This is a genomic window from Pseudomonas sp. GM84, from assembly GCF_000282535.1.
GTDB lineage: Bacteria > Pseudomonadota > Gammaproteobacteria > Pseudomonadales > Pseudomonadaceae > Aquipseudomonas.
Genome location: NZ_AKJC01000103.1, coordinates 13,018 through 31,806, shown reverse-complemented (window position 1 = coordinate 31,806; position 18,789 = coordinate 13,018). Strand labels below are relative to the sequence as shown.

Genomic DNA, 18,789 nt, shown 5'->3' with positions numbered 1-18,789 from the left:
TATAATGCCCAGCGTTTTTCGTCCGCCGGCCCCGTGCGCAATTCACCCTTCAATCTGGACACCCAAAAGCCTTGATACGCCTGCTGAAGTTCTTCTGGTGGTCTTTCGTCGCAGTCATTTGCTCGCTCGTACTCGGCGTGAGCGGTGCGTTTCTGTATCTTAGCCCCAGCCTGCCGTCGGTCGATTCGCTCAGAAGTATCCAGTTGCAGATCCCCCTCAGGGTGTACAGCAGCGACGGCAAGCTGATTGCCGAGTTCGGCGAAATGCGCCGCTCGCCGATCCGCTTCGCGGAAATCCCCCCACAATTCATCCAGGCGCTTCTGTCAGCCGAGGACGACAATTTCCTCAATCACTACGGGGTCGATCCAAGCAGCCTGATGCGCGCTGCGACCCAGCTGGTGAAAACCGGTCACATCCAGACCGGCGGCAGCACCATCACCATGCAGGTGGCGAAGAACTTCTTCCTCACCAGCGAGCGCAGCTTCTCGCGCAAGACCAACGAAATTCTCCTGGCCCTGCAGATCGAACGTGAGCTGACCAAGGACGAGATCCTTGAGCTGTACGTCAACAAGATCTACCTGGGCAACCGCGCCTACGGCATCGACGCCGCCGCGCAGGTTTACTACGGCAAGTCGATCCGCGACGTGAGCCTGGCGCAGATGGCGATGATCGCCGGCCTGCCCAAGGCGCCCTCGCGCTTCAACCCGCTGGCTAACCCGGTGCGGGCGAAAGAGCGCCGTGACTGGATTCTCGGCCGCATGTACAAGCTCGGCAAGATCGACGAGGCCAGCTATCAAACCGCGCTGGCCGAGCCGCTCAACGCCAGCTATCACGTGCCCACCCCGGAAGTGAACGCGCCCTACGTCGCCGAAATGGCCCGTGCGGAGATGGTCGGTCGCTATGGCAGCGATGCCTATACCGAAGGCTTCCGCGTGACCACGACGGTGCCGAGCGACATGCAGGAAATGGCCAACAAGGCGGTCCTCAACGGCCTTTCCGACTACGATGAGCGCCACGGCTACCGCGGCCCCGAAGCGCGCTTCCCGGGCAAGACCCAGGCTGCCTGGCTGCAGGAATTGAACAAGCAGCGCACCCTCGGCGGCCTGGAGCCGGCAATCGTCACCCAGGTCGACAAGAGCGGGATCCAGGTCCTGACCCGTGGCGGCCAGGAAGAGCACGTGGCCTGGGAAACCATGAAGTGGGCCCGCCCGTACCTCAACAGCAACTCGCAGGGTCGCGCGCCGCAATCGCCGGCGGATGTGGCCAAGGTCGGTGACCTGGTGCGCCTGCAGCGCCTGGACGACGGCAAGCTCAAGTTCAGCCAGGTGCCGGGCGCGCAGAGCGCGCTGGTTACGCTCGACCCTTACAACGGTGCTATCCGCGCCCTGGTCGGCGGCTTCTCGTTCGAGCAGAGCAACTACAACCGCGCCATGCAGGCCAAGCGCCAGCCGGGTTCGAGCTTCAAGCCGTTCATCTACAGTGCGGCACTGGACAGCGGCTATACCGCTTCGAGCCTGGTGAACGATGCCCCGATCGTGTTCGTCGACGAGTACCTGGACAAGGTCTGGCGACCGAAGAACGACACCAACACCTTCCTTGGCCCGATCCGCATGCGCGAAGCGCTGTACAAGTCGCGCAACCTGGTATCGATTCGCCTGCTGCAGGCCATGGGCGTGGGCCGTACCATCGACTACATCGCCAAGTTCGGCTTCAACAAGCAGGACCTGCCGCCAAACCTGTCCCTGGCGCTGGGCACCGCGACCCTGACTCCGATGGAAATCGCCACGGGCTGGAGCACCTTTGCCAACGGCGGCTACAAGATCAACCCCTACCTGATCGACCGTATCGAAAGCCGCAACGGCGAGACGCTGTTCACCGCCAACCCGGCACGCGTGCCACAAGCCAGCGAAGACCACGCCGGCCTGGCGGCACCGGAACAGCCGATCAGCACGGCGTCGCTGCCCGGCGAAGCCCCCTCGGCCTATGGCCAGGTTGCACCTGCACCGCAGGTACCGGTAGCAGCCGAGCAAATCATCGACGGCCGCACCAGCTACATCCTCACCAGCATGCTGCAGGATGTGATCAAGCGAGGCACCGGGCGGCGTGCACTGGCCCTGGGCCGTACCGACCTGGCAGGCAAGACCGGCACCACCAACGAATCCAAGGACGCCTGGTTCTCCGGTTACAACGCCGACTATGTCACCACGGTGTGGGTCGGCTTCGACCAACCGGAAACCCTGGGCCGCCGTGAGTACGGTGGCACGGTGGCGCTGCCGATCTGGATGAGCTTCATGGGTGCGGCGCTCAAGGACAAGCCGAACCACCCGCCAGCCGAACCGGAAGGCATTCTCAGTCTGCGCGTCGACCCGATCAGTGGCCGCGCGGCTTCGCCAAGCACGCCGAATGCCTACTTCGAGCTGTTCAAGGCCGAAGACTCGCCGCCGTCGGTGGATGAGCTGGGCAATGGCGCGACACCGGGCAGCCCGCTGCCGGCGATAGGGCCGGTACTGGCCATACAATTACAGCAGGCAAACAAAAAGCCCCGACTCTCACGAGCCGGGGCTTTTTTGTGTCGCTACGGCCGCAATCAGCCGTTGAACACTTCATCCACATTGTTCAGCGGATAGTGCTTCGGATACGGCAGGGTAGCTACGCCGGATTCGATTGCAGCCTTGGCCACAGCGTCGGAAACGACGGTGATCAGGCGTGGGTCCAGTGGCTTCGGAATGATGTACTCACGGCCGAATTCCAGGGCCTGGACGTTGTAGGCGTCGCACACTTCCTTCGGCACCGGCAGCTTGGCCAGGTCTTTCAGGGCGATAGCGGCGGCGATCTTCATTTCTTCGTTGATGCGCTTGGCGCGAACGTCCAGGGCACCACGGAAGATGAACGGGAAGCCCAGAACGTTGTTGACCTGGTTCGGGTAGTCGGAACGACCGGTGGCCATGATCACGTCGTTGCGGGTAGCGTGCGCCAGCTCCGGGGAGATTTCCGGGTCCGGGTTCGAGCAGGCGAACACGATCGGGTTGGCAGCCATCGACTTCAGGCCTTCCGGGCTCAGCAGGTTCGGGCCGGACAGGCCAACGAACACATCGGCACCGTCCAGGGCATCGGCCAGGGTGCGCTTGTCGGTGGCGTGGGCGAACTGGGCCTTGTACTGGTTCAGGTCGTCGCGGCCAGCGTGGATCACGCCGCTGCGGTCGATCATGAAGATGTTCTCGACCTTGGCACCCATGCTCACCAGCAGCTTCATGCAGGAGATGGCGGCAGCGCCGGCACCCAGGCAGACGATCTTGGCTTCTTCCAGCTTCTTGCCGGCGATTTCCAGGGCGTTGATCATGCCGGCCGCGGTAACGATCGCGGTGCCGTGCTGGTCATCGTGGAATACCGGAATGTCGCACTGCTCGATCAGGGTGCGCTCGATTTCGAAGCACTCTGGCGCCTTGATGTCTTCGAGGTTGATGCCACCGAAGGTAATGGAAATGCGGCGCACGGTGTCGATGAAAGCCTGTGGGCTTTCCGATTCCACTTCGATGTCGAACACATCGATACCCGCGAAACGCTTGAACAGAACGCCCTTGCCTTCCATCACCGGCTTGGAAGCCAGTGGGCCGAGGTCACCCAGACCGAGGATGGCGGTGCCATCGGAAATCACCGCAACCAGGTTGCCCTTGCCGGTGTATTTGTAGGCCAGCTCTGGATCACGGCCGATTTCGCGCACGGGCTCAGCAACACCTGGGCTGTAGGCCAGGGCGAGGTCACGGGCGGTGGCGGTGGGCTTGGAGAGCTCGACGCTCAGTTTCCCCGGACGAGGTTGAGCGTGATATTCGAGAGCGGCGGTTTTCAGGTCTGACATGGTGGGCATTCCGCTATTTACTGTTCTGACGGACCGCCGAGGATACGCAAAGAGCCGGGGAGCCACAAGACTGGTCGGTCACTTGTGTCAAGGCCTTTAGCCTACGACTTTACGCTATAACCCGCGGGGGCATTGGAATGGACAGTGTGTACAATCCAATAGCGAAATGTCTACATCTTTTCAGCCTGAAACGCGCTCCAGCATGCTTGGATCGGTCAACGGCAACAGCCAACGTCGCTGCCCTGGCTTGAGCCCACCCTTGCGGGAACGATCCAGCACCCAGCCACGCGCTTCAACCTGGCGTCCTTTGAGGTTATCGAAGAAGCTGGCGGGGAAGTTGCCTTGCAGACGAGCGGGAATCTGCAGCACCACGCCGTTGTCCAGTTCCAGCCAGATGCCGGCGCGATTGCGTTCGATGCTGCCGATCCTGCCCGAGATCAGCGCGAAGCCCGACTGCCTGACATCATCGGCGCGCAGCACTGCAGCACGCTGCCACAGGCCCAGGTTCGCCTGGCGCGCCGACTGCTCGGCGACTTGCTGGCAACCCGTCAGGCGGACATTGGGCGCAACCGCGACACGGTAACCCAGCCCCTCGCTCAGCAGCCGCGCTTCGAGATTGTCGCCATTAGCGGCGTAAACATGCGCCAACGTGCGGCCGTACTTGTCCTTGGCCTCTTTACCCGGCACCAACCCGACACGCCCATCGCTGGCCTTAACCAGCGCCTGCAAGCGCCGCTTGGCCGCCTCGGCATAGGGCTCGCTGGTTCGGCCCTTGCGACCGATTTCCGGGGCATTGATGCCGATCATGCGCACACTGCGGCCATCGCTCAGGCGCAGTGTGTCGCCGTCCACCACCTGGCGCACCGCCACCGGCTGCGGCCGGTCCGGCAAGGGGCAGAAGGCCTGGACCGGCATGTGCCAGATCGCGCCCACAAAAAAGGCGCCCACAAGGGGCGCCTTTTTCAGCAACAACGCGAAACCCGAAGGATTCGCCATGCGCATGATTACTTCTTGGTACCGAACATACCGAAGCGATCGGCGAACTTCTGTACGCGACCACCGGTGTCCAGGACTTTCTGCTTACCGGTGTAGAACGGGTGGCACAGGTTGCAAACGTCGATCGCCAGGGTGTTGCCCAGGGTCGAACGCGTTTCGAACTTGTTACCGCAGCTGCAGGTGACTGCAACTACTTCGTAGTTCGGATGAATATCAGCTTTCATGGTCACTTCCTCGAGCTGCGTGCCGCCACCCAACACCAATTGTTGAATACCGCACGTAATTAGGCGGGGAATAATACCAGAGCATCACGCCAACGCAAGTTGTCGCTTGCACCGACCGTCGTCTGCTAGGCTCGCCAGTCATTGAAATGCCCTCCGAGATCTTCCGCGTGTCCGACGTCATCCTGCGCCTTGCCCTGCCCTCCCCCTTGCGTCGCCTGTTCGACTACCGGGCGCCGGCGAGCATGGCGCGCCAGGCCCTGGCGCCTGGCATGCGTATCCGTGTGCCGTTCGGCCGCCGCGAGATGATCGGCGTGCTGGTGGAGGTGTGCGAACAGAGCGAAGTGCCCGCCGACAAGCTCAAGCCGGCCATTGCCCTGCTCGACCCGGTCACACCGGTGCCGGCAGCGCTGTTCAAGCTTTGCCTGTGGACCGCCCAGTATTATCAGCACAGCCTCGGCGATACCCTGAGCTGGGCGCTGCCCACCCTGCTGCGTCAGGGGGAGCCGGCCGAAATGCGTCAGGAGCGCTTCTGGCACGTGGCACCCGGCGCCCGCCTGGAAGACCCACGCATCGCCCGTGCGCCACGCCAGCGCGACGCCCTGAAGACCCTTGCCCAGCACCCCCACGGTGTAGCCCACAGCCTGCTGGCCAAGCTCAACCTGAACAAGGACAGCCTCGACCTGCTGCTGGCCAAGGAGCTGGTGCAGGTGGAAGTTCGTCGCCAGCGCCCGGCAGCGCGCCATGAACACTGGCTGGCACAGCCGGAACTGTCGCTCAACGAGGAGCAACGCGAAGCCTTCGACACGGTGCGCGAGGGCTTTGGCGGTTTCGGCGCATTCCTCCTGGCGGGCGTTACCGGCAGCGGCAAGACCGAGGTCTACCTGCAGCTCATCCGCGAAACCCTCGAGGCCGGCAAGCAGGCACTGGTGCTGATTCCCGAAATCAACCTCGGCCCGCAGACCCTGGCGCGCTTCGAGCAGCGCTTCAATGCCCGCATCGCCCTGCTGCACTCGGCCGTGAATGATCGCGAGCGCCTTGACGCCTGGCTGGCGGCGCGTGACGGCGAGGCCGACATCATCATCGGCACGCGTTCGGCGCTGTTCACGCCCATGAAGAACCCCGGCCTGATCATCATCGACGAAGAGCACGACGGCTCCTATAAACAGCAGGAAGGCCTGCGCTACCACGCCCGCGACCTGGCGCTGGTGCGCGCCCACCAGGAAAACATCCCGATCCTGCTCGGCTCCGCCACCCCGTCGCTGGAGACCTTGCACAATGCCCTGACCGGCCGCTACCGCCTGCTGCGCATGAACCAGCGCGCCGGCGGCGCACGCCCGCCACGCATGCTGCGCCTGGATGTGAAGAGCTTGCCGCTGGACAGTGGCATCAGTGGCCCGCTGCAGCAGGCCATCCGCCTGACCCTGGAAGCCGGCCAGCAAGTGCTGGTGTTCCTCAACCGCCGAGGTTTCGCCCCGACCCTGCTGTGCCATGACTGTGGCTGGCTGTCCGAATGCCCGCGTTGCGATGCGCGCATGACCGTGCACCAGCGCTCCGGCGTGCTGCGTTGCCACCACTGCGGCTATGACGAACGCCTGCCGCACCAGTGCCCGAAGTGCAACCATGTGGACTTGCGCCCGGTCGGCGCCGGCACCGAACGCGCCGAAGAGCGTCTGAAGGTGCTGTTCCCCGACTACCCGATCCTGCGCGTGGACCGTGACAGCACCGCGCGCAAGGACGCCATGCACAACCTGTTCAGCACCATCCAGCGCGGCCAGCCGAGCATCCTCGTCGGCACCCAGATGCTGGCCAAGGGGCACCACTTCCCGCGGGTTACCCTGGTGGCCATCCTCGATGCCGACGGCGGGCTGTTCTCCGGCGACTTTCGCGCCAGCGAGCGCATGGCCCAACTGATCGTCCAGGTGGCCGGACGCGCCGGGCGTGCCGAGGAGCCGGGCAAGGTCATCATCCAGACCCACCTGGCCGATCACCCGCTGCTGGTGCAGTTGACCGAGCAGGGTTACTTCGCCTTCGCCGAGCAGGCCCTGGGCGAGCGCCGCGCCGCCGGCCTGCCGCCCTACTCGCACCTCGCCTTGCTGCGCGCCGAAGCGCACAAGCCGGGGCAGGCCGAGGGCTTCCTCGACGAGGCCTGCAGCGCGGCGGAACGCCTGGTGGCCGAACAGCAGCTGCCGGGCATCGAACTGTTGGGCCCGGTCCCCGCTCCGATGGAGCGCAAGGCCGGTCGCTTTCGCGCACAATTGTTGATCCAGGCCAACACCCGGGCACCCTTGCATCGACTGATCAGCGCCTGGTTGCTAGTGTTGGAACAAATGCCGAGCGGGCGCCAGGTACGCTGGTCGTTGGATGTGGACCCGGTGGATTTGTACTGAATCCACTGGCCCTATCGCCGGCAAGCCGGCTCCTACAGGGATTTGCAGCGCTGCGTCCATTGTGGGAGCCGACTTGCCGGCGATAGGGCCATCGAACACCGCCAAAGGTTGGCAACCCGGCCCCAGCAACGGATAATGCCCAGTTTTTCCACCTGCGCATCCAGGCGCCCTACCGCGCTTGCGGTCGAAAAGAGATCCCCATGAAAGACACCATTCGCCAGCTGATCCAGCAAGCCCTCACCCAACTCGTCACCGACGGTGTGCTGCCTGAAGGGCTGTCGCCGGCGATCCAGGTGGAAAACGCCCGGGACAAGACCCACGGCGACTTCGCCAGCAACATCGCCATGATGCTGGCCAAGCCGGCCGGCATGAAGCCGCGTGACCTGGCCGAAAAACTGATCAATGCCCTGCCGGCCAGTGCCGACATCAGCAAGGTCGAAATCGCCGGCCCCGGCTTCCTGAACTTCTTCCAGAACACCGACGCCCTGGCCAACCGCCTCGACGCCGCCCTCGCCGACGCCCACCTGGGCGCACGCAAGGCCGGCCCTGCGCAAAAGGTGGTGATCGACATGTCGGCACCGAACCTGGCCAAGGAGATGCACGTCGGCCACCTGCGCTCGACCATCATCGGTGACAGCGTCGCCCGCGTACTGGAATTCCTCGGTGACCAGGTCATCCGCCAGAACCACGTTGGTGACTGGGGTACCCAGTTCGGCATGCTGATGGCCTACCTGCAGGAAAACCCGATCACCAGCGACGAGCTGTCGGACCTGGAGAACTTCTACCGCGCGGCCAAGAAGCGCTTCGACGAATCCGAAGAGTTCGCCACCCGCGCCCGCGGCCTGGTGGTCAAGCTGCAGGCCGGCGACCCGGATTGCATGGCGCTGTGGACGCGCTTCAAGGACATCTCGCTGTCCCACTGCCAGAAGACCTACGAGCTGCTCAACGTCAAGCTGACCATGGCCGACGTGATGGGCGAGAGTGCCTACAACGACGACCTGGCCAACGTGATCAGCGACCTCAAGGCCAAGGGCCTGCTGGTCGAGGACCAGGGCGCCCAGTGCGTGTTCCTCGACGAGTTCAAGAACAGCGAAGGCGAGCCGTTGCCGGTCATCGTGCAGAAGGCCGACGGCGGCTACCTGTACGCCACCACCGACCTGGCTGCCGTGCGTTATCGCAGCAACGTGCTCAAGGCCGACCGCGCCCTGTACTTCGTTGACCAACGCCAGGCGCTGCACTTCAACCAAGTGTTCGAAGTGGCCCGCCGCGCAGGCTTCGTCGGCCACCCGATGCAGATGGAGCACATGGGCTTCGGCACCATGAACGGCGCCGACGGCCGCCCGTTCAAGACCCGTGACGGCGGCACCGTCAAGCTGATCGACCTGCTGACCGAAGCCAAGGACCGTGCCTACGCCCTGGTCAAGGAAAAGAACCCGAGCCTGGCCGAAGATGAATTGCGCCACATCGGTGAAGTGGTCGGTATCGGCGCGGTGAAATACGCCGACCTGTCCAAGCACCGCACCAGCGACTACAGCTTCAACTTCGAACTGATGCTCAACTTCGAAGGCAACACCGCGCCTTACCTGCTGTACGCCTACACCCGCGTGGCCGGCGTGTTCCGCAAGCTGGGCAAGGGCTTCGACGAAGTCGAGGGCAGCATCGTCCTGCAAGCTCCGCACGAACAGGACCTGGCCGCACGCCTGGCGCAGTTCGGCGAAATCCTCAATAACGTGGCCGAAAAGGGCACGCCGCACGTGCTGTGCAGCTACCTGTACGACCTGGCCGGCCTGTTCTCCAGCTTCTACGAGAACTGCCCGATCCTCGCCGCCGAAACGCCAGAGCAGCAACAGAGCCGACTGCGCCTCGCTGCCCTGACCGGCCGTACCCTCAAGCAAGGTCTGGAACTGCTCGGCCTGGAAACCCTGGAGCGTATGTAAGTTGGCTGCCAAGAAAAAACCAGCACCCAAGCGCGGCGCCAGCCGCACCCAGGCACCGGCCAAACAGCCGATTCCCGGCTGGGTATGGTTGGCGGTCGGCCTGACCGTCGGCGCCTTCATCGTCTTCCTGATGAAGCTCGAGCCTGGTGGTGGCGACATCAAGCGCGCCAAGCCCGAGCAACAGAAGCCGGAGAAGGTGGCCGAGGCTGGCAAGTCCACCGCTGCCACGCCGCAGCAGCCGGTGAAGCCGAAGTACGACTTCTACACCCTGCTGCCGGAGTCCGAGGTCATCGTGCCGCCGGAGGCCGTGCCCGAGAAGACACCACCGGTGCCGGCACAACCGGTGACCCCGGTCACCCCAGCGGAAGCCGCCAAGATCGACACGGCGCGCGCCCAGGCCGCCTTGCTGGGGCAGACGCCACCTCCGGCGCCGCCCGTGATCAAGCCGGCAGCGACCACGCAGTTCTTCCTCCAGGCGGGCTCGTTCCGCAAGCAGGCAGATGCCGACAAGGTGCGCGCACAGATCATCCTGCTGGGCCAGGCCGTCAAGGTCGAGTCGGGGACGGTCAAGGATGAAACCTGGTACCGCGTGCTGGTCGGCCCGTTCAGCAACCGTGAACAGCTGACCGGGGCGCAGAAGCAGCTGGCAGGGGCAGGTTTCAGCAACCTGCTGCTGCAACAGCGGCAAACCCGCCAGTAAAGAAAAAGGCCTTGCCGCGCGATGCGACAAGGCCTTTTTTCTGCCTCAGCGACGCTCGGCGTTGACCTCGGAGACCTGGCCGTTCAGCGTCCAGAAGTCATACAGCACCCCCACCAGGAACAACCCGCCGGTGAAGAAGTAGATGATCGCGCTGATCCATTTGCCCTGGTACAGCCGATGCACGCCAAAGATGCCGAGGAAGGTCAACAGCAGCCAGGCGATGTTGTAGTCGATGCGCCCGGACTGGAAGCGCATGTCGGCCTCGCGGTCCATCGACGGAATCAGGAACAGGTCGATCAGCCAGCCGATGCCCAGCAGCCCCAACGTGAAGAACCAGATCGTGCCGGTGATGGGCTTGCCGTAGTAGAAGCGGTGCGAACCGGTAAAGCCGAAAATCCAGAGCAGGTAGCCGATCACCTTGCTGTGGGTGTCGTGATACGGCGCTCCCTGTTGATAACTGTTCATTCGTAGCCCTCTTGGGTTATCCAAAAATTTTCTTAAAAAAAATGTGACTTTTTCGCTGCTGGCCGACGCATGGCACCATGACAATCGACCAACGGATCAAAAATTGATCAAAAAGCTGTTATAAAGTTGCCCGCCAACACACATAAAACATTCATAAAGAGCTTCATCTATGCCGCCTTTGTTCAAGACATGGCTGACCCTCTGCCTATTATTGCCCCTGGCCGCCCACGCCACCAATCGTGAGCAACGTCTTCCCAACGGTTTCACCGGTTACACCAGCAACACTTCGGTGAAGCACGCCCCGGTCAAACAGACGACGCTGCGCGCACGTCAAAACGCTTCGGCCAAGGACCAGAACCTGCCAGCCGTAGCCGCGATGTCGCCGAAGCAGAGCAGCGACGTGCTCAGCCGTGCCGTCAATGTGCTCGGCACGCCGTACGTATGGGGTGGCAGCAGCCCTAAAAGGGGCTTTGATTGCAGCGGGCTGGTCAAATACGCCTTCAACGACGTGGCTGACGTCGACCTGCCGCGCACTTCCAACGCCATGGCTCAAGGCCACGGCGTGAAAGTGGCGAAAAGCGACCTCAAGCCAGGCGACTTGATCTTCTTCAATATCAAGAGCCGTCGGGTCAACCACGTTGCCATCTACCTGGGCAACGACCGCTTCATCCACGCACCGCGTCGCGGCAAGCGGGTGAGCATCGACAACCTGAGCAAGCCTTACTGGCAGAAGCACTATGTTGTCGCCAAGCGGGTGTTGCCGAAGGAACAGCAGCAGCTGGCCCTGGCCAAACGCTGATAGCCCTCAGTCGCCTGTTACGGCCCTATCGCCGGCAAGCCGGCTCCCACAGGTACTACACAGCTTTCGAAGCCTGTGATGCATCTGTGGGAGCCGGCTTGCCGGCGATAGGGCCCTAAGGCCTCACACAAGGCTCGATCAGTCCGTTGATCTTCAGGTGGCTCATCGCCCCCTCCATCGTCCGCATCCCCTCCGCCGCCCCCGTCTGCATCACCGAACACAGCTGGGCCATGCGTCCGTCGCGAATCAGGTTGCGTACCGCCGCCGTCGCCACCAGCACCTCCCTTGCAGCCACCCTGCCACCGCCTATCCGCTTGAGCAGTACCTGCGCCACCACCACACGCAGCGACTCGGCCAACATCGCCCGCACCAAGGGTTTTTCCTCTGCGGCAAATACCTCCACCAGTCGGTCGATGCTGCTCACCGCCGAGCGCGTATGCACCGTCGCCAGCACCAGATGCCCCGTTTCCGCGGCACGCAGTGCCAGACGAATCGTCTCCAGGTCTCGCAATTCGCCAATCACGATCACATCCGGGTCCTGACGCAGCGCACTGCGCAAGCCCTGGGAGAAGTCACGGCAGTGCCGACCGATCTCCCGTTGATTGACCAGGCTGCGCTGGCCGCTGTGGATAACTTCGACAGGGTCTTCCAGGGTGATGATGTGCAAGCACCGCTCACGATTGAGCTGATCGATCAGGGCCGCCAAGGTGCTGGACTTGCCGCTACCGGTTGGCCCCCCGATCAGGATCAGGCCATCGGTATGCTGCGCAATAGCTCGATACACTTCTTCCAGCGCCAGTTCATCGACTGTCGCGATGCGTTTTGGAATCACGCGGAAGGTCGCTGCGGGGCCATTGCGCTGGCGAAACAGGTTCAGACGAAAGCGCCCGAGTGACGGTAGCTCCAGGGCCAGGTCCAGCTCATCCCCCTGCTGCCACTGTTGCCGCTGGCCATCGCCAAGCAACGGCGTCAGGCCATCGTCAAGGGCCGCAGGATGCAGGCCAGGCAGCTCCAGTCGTCGTAACTCGCCATCCAGGCGCAGCATCGGTATTTCGCCCGCGGCCAGGTGCAGGTCACTCGCCCCTGCCTCCACAGCCCGGGCCAGCAGGTCGGTCACGTCCATGAGACTCCCCAAAGGCCATCAAGCAGGTAGAATGCCGCAGAACCCAGAGCCGACGGCATCGATCCATGTCCACCATAGCAGACAACCTTTCCGCCCTCGCCGAGCGCATCGATAGCGCAGCCCGGGCCGTCGGACGCGACCCGGCCAGCATCCAGTTGCTGGCGGTGAGCAAGACCAAACCGGCCAGCGCCATCCGCGAAATCCATGCCGCAGGCGTGCGCGACGTGGGCGAGAACTACCTTCAGGAAGCGCTGACCAAACAGGGCGAACTGCGCGACCTGCCCTTGATCTGGCACTTCATCGGCCCCATTCAGTCGAACAAGACCAAAGCGATTGCCGAACATTTCGACTGGGTACATTCCGTGGACCGCCTGAAGATCGCCCAACGCCTGTCCGAACAGCGCCCCGCAGGCCTGCCCCCGCTGAACATCTGCCTGCAGGTGAATGTCAGCGGCGAAGACAGCAAGTCGGGCTGTGCCCCGGCCGACCTGCCAGCACTGGCCAACGCCGTGGCTGCGCTGCCCAACCTGCGCCTGCGTGGGTTGATGGCGATCCCCGAGCCAACCGAAGACCGCGCCGAACAGGAGGCGGCCTTTGCCAGCCTGCGCCAGCTGCAGGAACGCCTGGGCCTGGGTCTGGACACCTTGTCCATGGGCATGAGCCACGACCTCGAAGCGGCCATTGCCCAAGGTGCGACCTGGGTACGCATCGGCACCGCCCTGTTCGGCGCACGCAGTTACCCTGCCAGCGACCCTGTCTGATTCCATGCTTTACTCACTCTTTCCCTCAAGGACCTGACATGAGCAAGACACGTATTGCCTTTATCGGCGCCGGCAACATGGCCGCCAGCCTGATCGGCGGTCTGCGTGCCCAAGGCCTGGACGCATCGCAGATCCGCGCCAGCGACCCGGGCGCCGAAACCCGCGCCCGGGTGCAGGCCGAACATGGAATTGAAACCTTCGAAGACAATGCCAGCGCCATCGCCGGTGCCGACGTGATCGTCCTGGCGGTCAAGCCACAGGTGATGAAAGCCGTCTGCCAGGCCTTGCAGCCCAACCTGCAAGACGGCCAGCTGATCGTTTCCATTGCCGCCGGCATCACCTGCGCCAGCCTGCAAGCCTGGCTCGGTGCCCGCCCGGTGGTGCGCTGCATGCCCAACACCCCGGCCCTGCTGCGCCAGGGGGTCAGCGGCTTGTATGCAACGGCCGAAGTTTCCAGCGAACAGCGCGAGCAGGCCGAACAACTGCTGTCGGCTGTCGGTACTGCGCTGTGGCTGGAGCAGGAACAACAGCTCGATGCCGTCACCGCCGTTTCCGGCAGCGGCCCGGCCTATTTCTTCCTGCTGATCGAAGCCATGACCGCTGCCGGCGAAAAACTCGGCCTGCCGCGCGAAACTGCTTCGCAACTGACCCTGCAGACGGCCTTGGGCGCTGCGCGCATGGCTGTGGCCAGCGACGTCGACGCTGCCGAACTGCGCCGCCGCGTCACTTCGCCTGCCGGTACCACCGAGGCGGCGATCAAGTCGTTCCAGGGCAACGCATTCGAGGCCATCGTCGAGCAGGCGCTGGAGGCTGCGGCCAAGCGTTCCGCCGAGCTGGCCGAGCAATTGGGCAAATAAGGAGTTCTTGATGAATGCACTGTCAGGCGCCGCGATCTTCGTGGTGCAAACCCTGGTCAGCCTGTACCTGGTGATCGTTCTGCTGCGCTTTGTACTGCAGCTGGTCAAAGCCAACTTCTACAACCCGCTGTGCCAGTTCGCCGTGCGCGCCACCCAGCCGCTGCTCAAGCCGATCCGCCGGATCATCCCCAGCGTCGGCGGCCTGGACACTTCGTCGCTGTTGCTGTCTGTCGTCATCCAGGCCCTGCTGATGGGCTTCGTGCTGATGGTGACCTACGGCACCTTTGGTGATGTTCTGCACTTGCTGATGTGGGCGATCATCGGCATCACCTCGCTGTTCCTGAAGATCTTCTGGGTGGCGATGATCGTCATGGTGATCGTCTCCTGGGTCGCGCCGAACAGCCACAACCCGGCAGCCGAACTGGCCTACCAGATCAGCGAACCGGTGCTGGCACCGTTCCGCCGCATCATGCCGAACCTGGGCGGCATGGACATCTCGCCGATCTTCGCCTTCCTGGCGATCCAGGTGATCCAGTCGTTCGTCATGCCTCCGCTGGCCACCTACGCCGGCATGCCACAGGAACTGTGGCGGATGATCTGACCCCGCGTGCACCTGGCGGCAAGCCATTGCTTGCCGCTGGGGGTAGCGCTCTTTAGACTTACGCCTCCGTCAAGCGTGAGCAGGGTCGATGTCCACTGTCCTTCCCGAAGATTCCGTCGGTCTGGTTACACCGCAAATTGCCCGGTTCGATGAACCGCTGGCCCTGGCTTGTGGCCGTTCCCTGGCCAGCTACGAGCTGGTCTACGAGACCTATGGCAGCCTGAACGCCAGCGCCAGCAATGCCGTACTGATCTGCCATGCCCTGTCCGGCCACCACCATGCCGCGGGCTACCATGCCACCACCGACCGCAAGCCGGGCTGGTGGGACAGCTGCATCGGCCCTGGCAAACCGATCGACACCAACCGCTTCTTCGTGGTCAGCCTGAACAACCTCGGCGGCTGTAATGGCAGCACCGGCCCGAGCAGCGTCAACCCGGCCACCGGCAAGCCCTATGGCGCCGACTTCCCGGTACTGACCGTGGAAGACTGGGTGCACAGCCAGGTGCGCCTGGCCGACCGCCTGGGCATCCAGCAATGGGCCGTCGTGGTCGGTGGCAGCCTCGGTGGCATGCAGGCACTGCAATGGACCATCACTTACCCTGACCGCGTGCGCCATTGCGTCGACATCGCCTCGGCCCCCAAGTTGTCGGCACAGAACATCGCCTTCAACGAAGTGGCGCGCCAGGCCATCCTTACCGATCCGGAGTTCCATGGCGGCTCGTTCCAGGACCAGGGCGTGATTCCAAAGCGCGGCCTGATGCTGGCGCGCATGGTCGGCCACATCACTTACCTGTCCGACGATTCGATGGGCGAGAAATTCGGCCGTGAGCTCAAGAGCGACAAGCTCAACTACGACTTCCACAGCGTCGAGTTCCAGGTCGAAAGCTACCTGCGCTACCAGGGCGAAGAATTCTCCGGGCGCTTCGACGCCAACACCTACCTGCTGATGACCAAGGCCCTGGACTATTTCGACCCGGCTGCGGCCCATGGCGGTGATCTGGCAGCCACCCTGGCCGACGTCACGGCAAACTACTGCATCATGTCGTTCACCACCGACTGGCGCTTCTCGCCGGCCCGCTCGCGCGAGATCGTCGACGCTCTGATGGCTGCGCGCAAGAACGTCTGTTATCTGGAGATCGACTCGCCTTATGGGCACGATGCCTTCCTGATCCCGACGCCTCGCTACATGCAGGGTTTCTCGAACTACATGAACCGCATCGCCATCTGAGGACAGCATGAGAGCCGATCTGGAAATCATCCACGACTGGATTCCCGCCGGCAGCCGGGTACTCGACCTGGGCTGCGGCAGTGGCGAGCTGCTGGCTTCGCTGCGCGATCGCAAGCAAGTCACCGGCTACGGCCTGGAAATCGACGCCGACAACATCGCCGCCTGCGTCGCCAAGGGCGTCAACGTGATCGAGCAAGACCTCGACAAGGGCCTGGGCAACTTCGCCAGCAACAGCTTCGACGTGGTGATCATGACCCAGGCCCTGCAGGCCGTAGAGTACCCCGACCGCATTCTCGACGAGATGCTGCGGGTGGGCCGCCAGTGCATCATCACCTTCCCCAACTTCGGCCACTGGCGCTGCCGTTGGTACCTGGCGACCAAAGGCCGCATGCCGGTGTCGGACTTCATGCCGTATACCTGGTACAACACGCCGAACATCCACTTCTGCACCTTCGCCGACTTCGAAGAGCTGTGCCATGAACGCCACGCCAAGGTACTCGACCGCCTGGCCGTCGACCACTTGCACCGGAACGGGTGGGGTGGCCGGCTTTGGCCTAATCTTCTAGGTGAAATCGGCATTTATCGCGTCAGCAGCCCTGGCCTGCAGGAGCACCAGCTCGCGGTCTGACGCCCACCGGAGGAATCGCACCATGCGTCGTCTAGCCCTGTTCCTGATCAGCCTGTGCCTGGCCCTGCCAGTACTGGCTGCCGATGCCGCCAGGCCCGAGCGCAAGGAAGTGTTTGGCGACGTGACGGTGCACTACAGTGCATTCACTTCAAGCATGCTCACGCCGGAGGTGGCAACGGCCACCGGCCTTGTCCGCAGCAAGAACCAGGGCGTGCTCAATATTGCCGTGCTCAAGGCCGACAAACCTGCGATGGCGGTGGTCAGCGGCACGGTCAAGGACCTGACCGGACGCAGCAGCCCGCTGTCGTTCAAGCAAATCACCGAACAAGGCGCGGTGTACTACATCGCCCAGTTCAAGATCGACCAGCCAGAAACCGTCACCTTCGATCTGAATATCGAAACCGGCGGTACCAGCAACTCTCTCAGCTTCAACCAGGAAGTGTTCCCAGGCGAATGATGAATTTCCAGCAACTCGTATTGGCCAGCCATAACGCCGGCAAACTCAAGGAACTCCAGGCCATGCTCGGCCAGTCGGTGCAGCTGCGCTCGATCGGTGAGTTCAGCCAGGTCGAGCCTGAAGAAACCGGCTTGTCGTTCGTCGAGAATGCCATCCTCAAGGCCCGCAATGCGGCCCGCATTTCCGGCCTGCCGGCGCTGGCCGACGATTCGGGCCTGGCGGTGGATTTCCTTGGCGGCGCGCCAGGCATCTATTCGGCGCGCTATGCCGACGGCAAGGGTGACGCGGCAAACAATGCCAAGCTGCTCGAAGCACTCAAGGATGTGCCGGAAGATCAGCGCGGCGCCCAGTTCGTCTGCGTCCTGGCCCTGGTGCGGCATGCCGATGATCCGTTGCCGATTCTCTGCGAAGGCCTGTGGCAAGGGCGCATCCTGTTCGAAGCCAGCGGTGAGCATGGCTTCGGTTACGACCCGCTGTTCTGGGTGCCGGAGCGCAACTGCTCGAGCGCCGACCTCGCCCCATTGGATAAGAACCAGCTCAGCCACCGCGCCCGCGCCATGGCCCTGCTGCGTCAACGTCTGGGCCTGGCATGATCGCAACGCTGTCCCAACCAGACGCGGTGGCTTTCACCACGCTGCCGCCCCTGGCGTTGTACATCCACATTCCGTGGTGCGTGCGCAAATGCCCTTACTGCGACTTCAACTCCCACGCCGCCGGCCCTGAGCTGCCGGAAGAGGCGTATGTCGACGCCCTGCTGACCGACCTCGACCAGGAGCTGGCTGCCGTTCAGGGCCGGCCGATTTCGTCGATCTTCTTCGGCGGCGGCACGCCCAGCCTGTTCAGCGCCAATGCCCTGGGCCGCTTGCTGCGTGGCGTGGAGCAACGCATCCCGTTCGCCCCAGACATCGAGATCACGCTGGAAGCCAACCCAGGCACCTTCGAGCAGGAGAAATTCAAGGCCTACCGGCAAACGGGCATCAATCGCCTGTCCATCGGTGTGCAGAGTTTCCAGCCCGCCAAGCTGCAGGCCCTGGGCCGCATCCACAATGGCGACGAAGCGGTCCGCGCAGCGGCCATGGCCCGCGCGGCCGGCTTCGACAACTTCAACATGGACCTGATGCACGGCCTGCCGGACCAGTCGCTGGAAGATGCCCTCGGCGACCTGCGCCAGGCCATCGACCTGGGGCCGACGCACCTGTCGTGGTACCAGCTGACCGTGGAACCGAACACGGTGTTCTGGAACCAGCCGCCGGAGCTTCCGGAAGACGACATCCTCTGGGACATTCAGGAAGCTGGCCAAACCCTGATGGCCGAGCATGGCTTCAAACAGTACGAAGTGTCGGCCTACGCCCAGCCCGGCCGCCCGGCACGGCACAACCTGAACTACTGGCAATTTGGCGATTTCATCGGCATTGGTGCCGGGGCCCACGGCAAGTTGACCTTCGCCGATGGCCGCATCCTGCGTACCTGGAAGACCCGCCTGCCGAAGGACTACCTGAACCTTGCCAAGCCCTTCAAGGCCGGCGAGAAGCTGCTACCGGTCGATGAATTGCCGTTCGAGTTCCTGATGAACGCGCTGCGCCTCACCGATGGCGTGGAAGCCGAGCTGTTCACCCAACGCACCGGGCTGCCCCTGGCGCAACTGGCCGAGGCACGCCGCGCCGCCGAACAAAAGGGCCTTTTGCAGGTCGAACCGGATCGGTTGGTGGCCACGCCGCGCGGCCAGCTGTTCCTCAATGACTTGCTGCAGTATTTCTTGACCTAAGGATG

18 protein-coding genes are annotated in these 18,789 nt (G+C 63.4%); 13 read left to right on the top strand and 5 right to left on the bottom strand.

Features of this window, described 5'->3' with window-relative positions; genetic code table 11:
- Positions 1-74 precede the first annotated feature (74 nt).
- On the top strand, positions 75-2,627 hold the full coding sequence (locus PMI38_RS09080; protein WP_443216387.1) for a penicillin-binding protein 1A: 2,553 nt from the start codon (positions 75-77) through the stop codon (positions 2,625-2,627).
- Here the strand turns inward: PMI38_RS09080 and PMI38_RS09075 are convergent.
- From PMI38_RS09075 to rpmE, 3 genes are all read right to left on the bottom strand, one after another.
- Positions 2,588-3,856, bottom strand: coding sequence for a malic enzyme-like NAD(P)-binding protein (locus tag PMI38_RS09075; RefSeq protein WP_008093001.1), 1,269 nt, complete (start codon positions 3,854-3,856; stop codon positions 2,588-2,590). The genes PMI38_RS09080 and PMI38_RS09075 overlap by 40 nt on opposite strands.
- 180 nt (positions 3,857-4,036) lie before the next feature.
- Complete coding sequence (locus PMI38_RS09070) at positions 4,037-4,858, bottom strand: thermonuclease family protein (protein ID WP_008092999.1); 822 nt, start codon at positions 4,856-4,858, stop codon at positions 4,037-4,039.
- A 2-nt stretch (positions 4,859-4,860) separates the two neighbouring features.
- Entirely contained in the window at positions 4,861-5,076 is a 216-nt protein-coding gene (gene rpmE, locus PMI38_RS09065; protein WP_008092997.1) for a 50S ribosomal protein L31, read from the bottom strand.
- Between the two features lie 167 nt (positions 5,077-5,243).
- Between rpmE and PMI38_RS09060 the strand changes: the two genes are divergently transcribed.
- The 3 genes from PMI38_RS09060 to PMI38_RS09050 all read left to right on the top strand — a co-directional run bounded on the left by PMI38_RS09060 (position 5,244) and on the right by PMI38_RS09050 (position 10,100).
- Entirely contained in the window at positions 5,244-7,463 is a 2,220-nt protein-coding gene (locus tag PMI38_RS09060) for a primosomal protein N' (RefSeq protein ID WP_043273298.1), read from the top strand.
- 200 nt (positions 7,464-7,663) lie between these two features.
- On the top strand, positions 7,664-9,400 hold the full coding sequence (argS, locus tag PMI38_RS09055) for an arginine--tRNA ligase (RefSeq protein WP_008092994.1): 1,737 nt from the start codon (positions 7,664-7,666) through the stop codon (positions 9,398-9,400).
- Position 9,401: 1 nt separating this feature from the next.
- Positions 9,402-10,100, top strand: a complete 699-nt coding sequence (locus tag PMI38_RS09050) for an SPOR domain-containing protein (protein WP_008092993.1) — start codon at positions 9,402-9,404, stop codon at positions 10,098-10,100.
- A gap of 45 nt (positions 10,101-10,145) precedes the next feature.
- On the opposite strand, the gene PMI38_RS09045 is transcribed toward PMI38_RS09050, so the two are convergent.
- Positions 10,146-10,565 (bottom strand): NINE protein, encoded by a 420-nt coding sequence (locus tag PMI38_RS09045; RefSeq protein WP_008092991.1) that lies wholly within the window; start codon positions 10,563-10,565, stop codon positions 10,146-10,148.
- 169 nt (positions 10,566-10,734) lie between these two features.
- Here PMI38_RS09045 and PMI38_RS09040 point away from each other — a divergent pair, with 169 nt between their 5' ends.
- Entirely contained in the window at positions 10,735-11,364 is a 630-nt protein-coding gene (locus PMI38_RS09040; RefSeq protein ID WP_008092989.1) for a C40 family peptidase, read from the top strand.
- Positions 11,365-11,479: 115 nt separating this feature from the next.
- Here the strand turns inward: PMI38_RS09040 and PMI38_RS09035 are convergent, their stop codons facing one another.
- Positions 11,480-12,487: a type IV pilus twitching motility protein PilT gene (locus PMI38_RS09035; protein ID WP_008092987.1), complete on the bottom strand. Its 1,008-nt coding sequence runs from the start codon at positions 12,485-12,487 to the stop codon at positions 11,480-11,482.
- A gap of 65 nt (positions 12,488-12,552) precedes the next feature.
- Here PMI38_RS09035 and PMI38_RS09030 point away from each other — a divergent pair, with 65 nt between their 5' ends.
- The 8 genes from PMI38_RS09030 to hemW all read left to right on the top strand — a co-directional run bounded on the left by PMI38_RS09030 (position 12,553) and on the right by hemW (position 18,784).
- On the top strand, positions 12,553-13,248 hold the full coding sequence (locus PMI38_RS09030) for a YggS family pyridoxal phosphate-dependent enzyme (RefSeq protein ID WP_008092985.1): 696 nt from the start codon (positions 12,553-12,555) through the stop codon (positions 13,246-13,248).
- Positions 13,249-13,286: 38 nt separating this feature from the next.
- Positions 13,287-14,105 (top strand): pyrroline-5-carboxylate reductase, encoded by an 819-nt coding sequence (gene proC / locus PMI38_RS09025; protein ID WP_008092983.1) that lies wholly within the window; start codon positions 13,287-13,289, stop codon positions 14,103-14,105.
- Between the two features lie 10 nt (positions 14,106-14,115).
- Positions 14,116-14,706, top strand: coding sequence for a YggT family protein (locus tag PMI38_RS09020; protein ID WP_008092981.1), 591 nt, complete (start codon positions 14,116-14,118; stop codon positions 14,704-14,706).
- A gap of 88 nt (positions 14,707-14,794) precedes the next feature.
- Positions 14,795-15,934 (top strand): homoserine O-succinyltransferase MetX, encoded by a 1,140-nt coding sequence (gene metX / locus PMI38_RS09015; protein WP_008092979.1) that lies wholly within the window; start codon positions 14,795-14,797, stop codon positions 15,932-15,934.
- 7 nt (positions 15,935-15,941) lie between these two features.
- Entirely contained in the window at positions 15,942-16,562 is a 621-nt protein-coding gene (gene metW, locus PMI38_RS09010) for a methionine biosynthesis protein MetW (RefSeq protein WP_008092977.1), read from the top strand.
- A gap of 22 nt (positions 16,563-16,584) precedes the next feature.
- Positions 16,585-17,019, top strand: a complete 435-nt coding sequence (locus tag PMI38_RS09005; RefSeq protein WP_008092975.1) for a DUF4426 domain-containing protein — start codon at positions 16,585-16,587, stop codon at positions 17,017-17,019.
- Complete coding sequence (gene rdgB / locus PMI38_RS09000) at positions 17,016-17,612, top strand: RdgB/HAM1 family non-canonical purine NTP pyrophosphatase (RefSeq protein WP_043273294.1); 597 nt, start codon at positions 17,016-17,018, stop codon at positions 17,610-17,612. The genes PMI38_RS09005 and rdgB overlap by 4 nt, the downstream gene beginning before the upstream one ends.
- Complete coding sequence (hemW, locus tag PMI38_RS08995) at positions 17,609-18,784, top strand: radical SAM family heme chaperone HemW (RefSeq protein ID WP_008092973.1); 1,176 nt, start codon at positions 17,609-17,611, stop codon at positions 18,782-18,784. The genes rdgB and hemW overlap by 4 nt, the downstream gene beginning before the upstream one ends.
- Positions 18,785-18,789 lie beyond the last annotated feature (5 nt).

Excerpts from the sequence above, each read along its gene's own strand:
- PMI38_RS09020 (WP_008092981.1), top strand. The coding sequence starts at position 14,116 with ATGAATGCACTGTCAGGCGCCGCGATCTTCGTGGTGCAAACCCTGGTC.
- metW (WP_008092977.1), top strand. The coding sequence starts at position 15,942 with ATGAGAGCCGATCTGGAAATCATCCACGACTGGATTCCCGCCGGCAGC.
- PMI38_RS09035 (WP_008092987.1), bottom strand. The coding sequence starts at position 12,487 with ATGGACGTGACCGACCTGCTGGCCCGGGCTGTGGAGGCAGGGGCGAGT.
- PMI38_RS09045 (WP_008092991.1), bottom strand. The coding sequence starts at position 10,565 with ATGAACAGTTATCAACAGGGAGCGCCGTATCACGACACCCACAGCAAG.
- hemW (WP_008092973.1), top strand. The coding sequence starts at position 17,609 with ATGATCGCAACGCTGTCCCAACCAGACGCGGTGGCTTTCACCACGCTG.
- rpmE (WP_008092997.1), bottom strand. The coding sequence starts at position 5,076 with ATGAAAGCTGATATTCATCCGAACTACGAAGTAGTTGCAGTCACCTGC.
- proC (WP_008092983.1), top strand. The coding sequence starts at position 13,287 with ATGAGCAAGACACGTATTGCCTTTATCGGCGCCGGCAACATGGCCGCC.
- metX (WP_008092979.1), top strand. The coding sequence starts at position 14,795 with ATGTCCACTGTCCTTCCCGAAGATTCCGTCGGTCTGGTTACACCGCAA.
- argS (WP_008092994.1), top strand. The coding sequence starts at position 7,664 with ATGAAAGACACCATTCGCCAGCTGATCCAGCAAGCCCTCACCCAACTC.
- PMI38_RS09005 (WP_008092975.1), top strand. The coding sequence starts at position 16,585 with ATGCGTCGTCTAGCCCTGTTCCTGATCAGCCTGTGCCTGGCCCTGCCA.
- PMI38_RS09040 (WP_008092989.1), top strand. The coding sequence starts at position 10,735 with ATGCCGCCTTTGTTCAAGACATGGCTGACCCTCTGCCTATTATTGCCC.
- PMI38_RS09070 (WP_008092999.1), bottom strand. The coding sequence starts at position 4,858 with ATGCGCATGGCGAATCCTTCGGGTTTCGCGTTGTTGCTGAAAAAGGCG.
- PMI38_RS09075 (WP_008093001.1), bottom strand. The coding sequence starts at position 3,856 with ATGTCAGACCTGAAAACCGCCGCTCTCGAATATCACGCTCAACCTCGT.
- PMI38_RS09030 (WP_008092985.1), top strand. The coding sequence starts at position 12,553 with ATGTCCACCATAGCAGACAACCTTTCCGCCCTCGCCGAGCGCATCGAT.
- rdgB (WP_043273294.1), top strand. The coding sequence starts at position 17,016 with ATGATGAATTTCCAGCAACTCGTATTGGCCAGCCATAACGCCGGCAAA.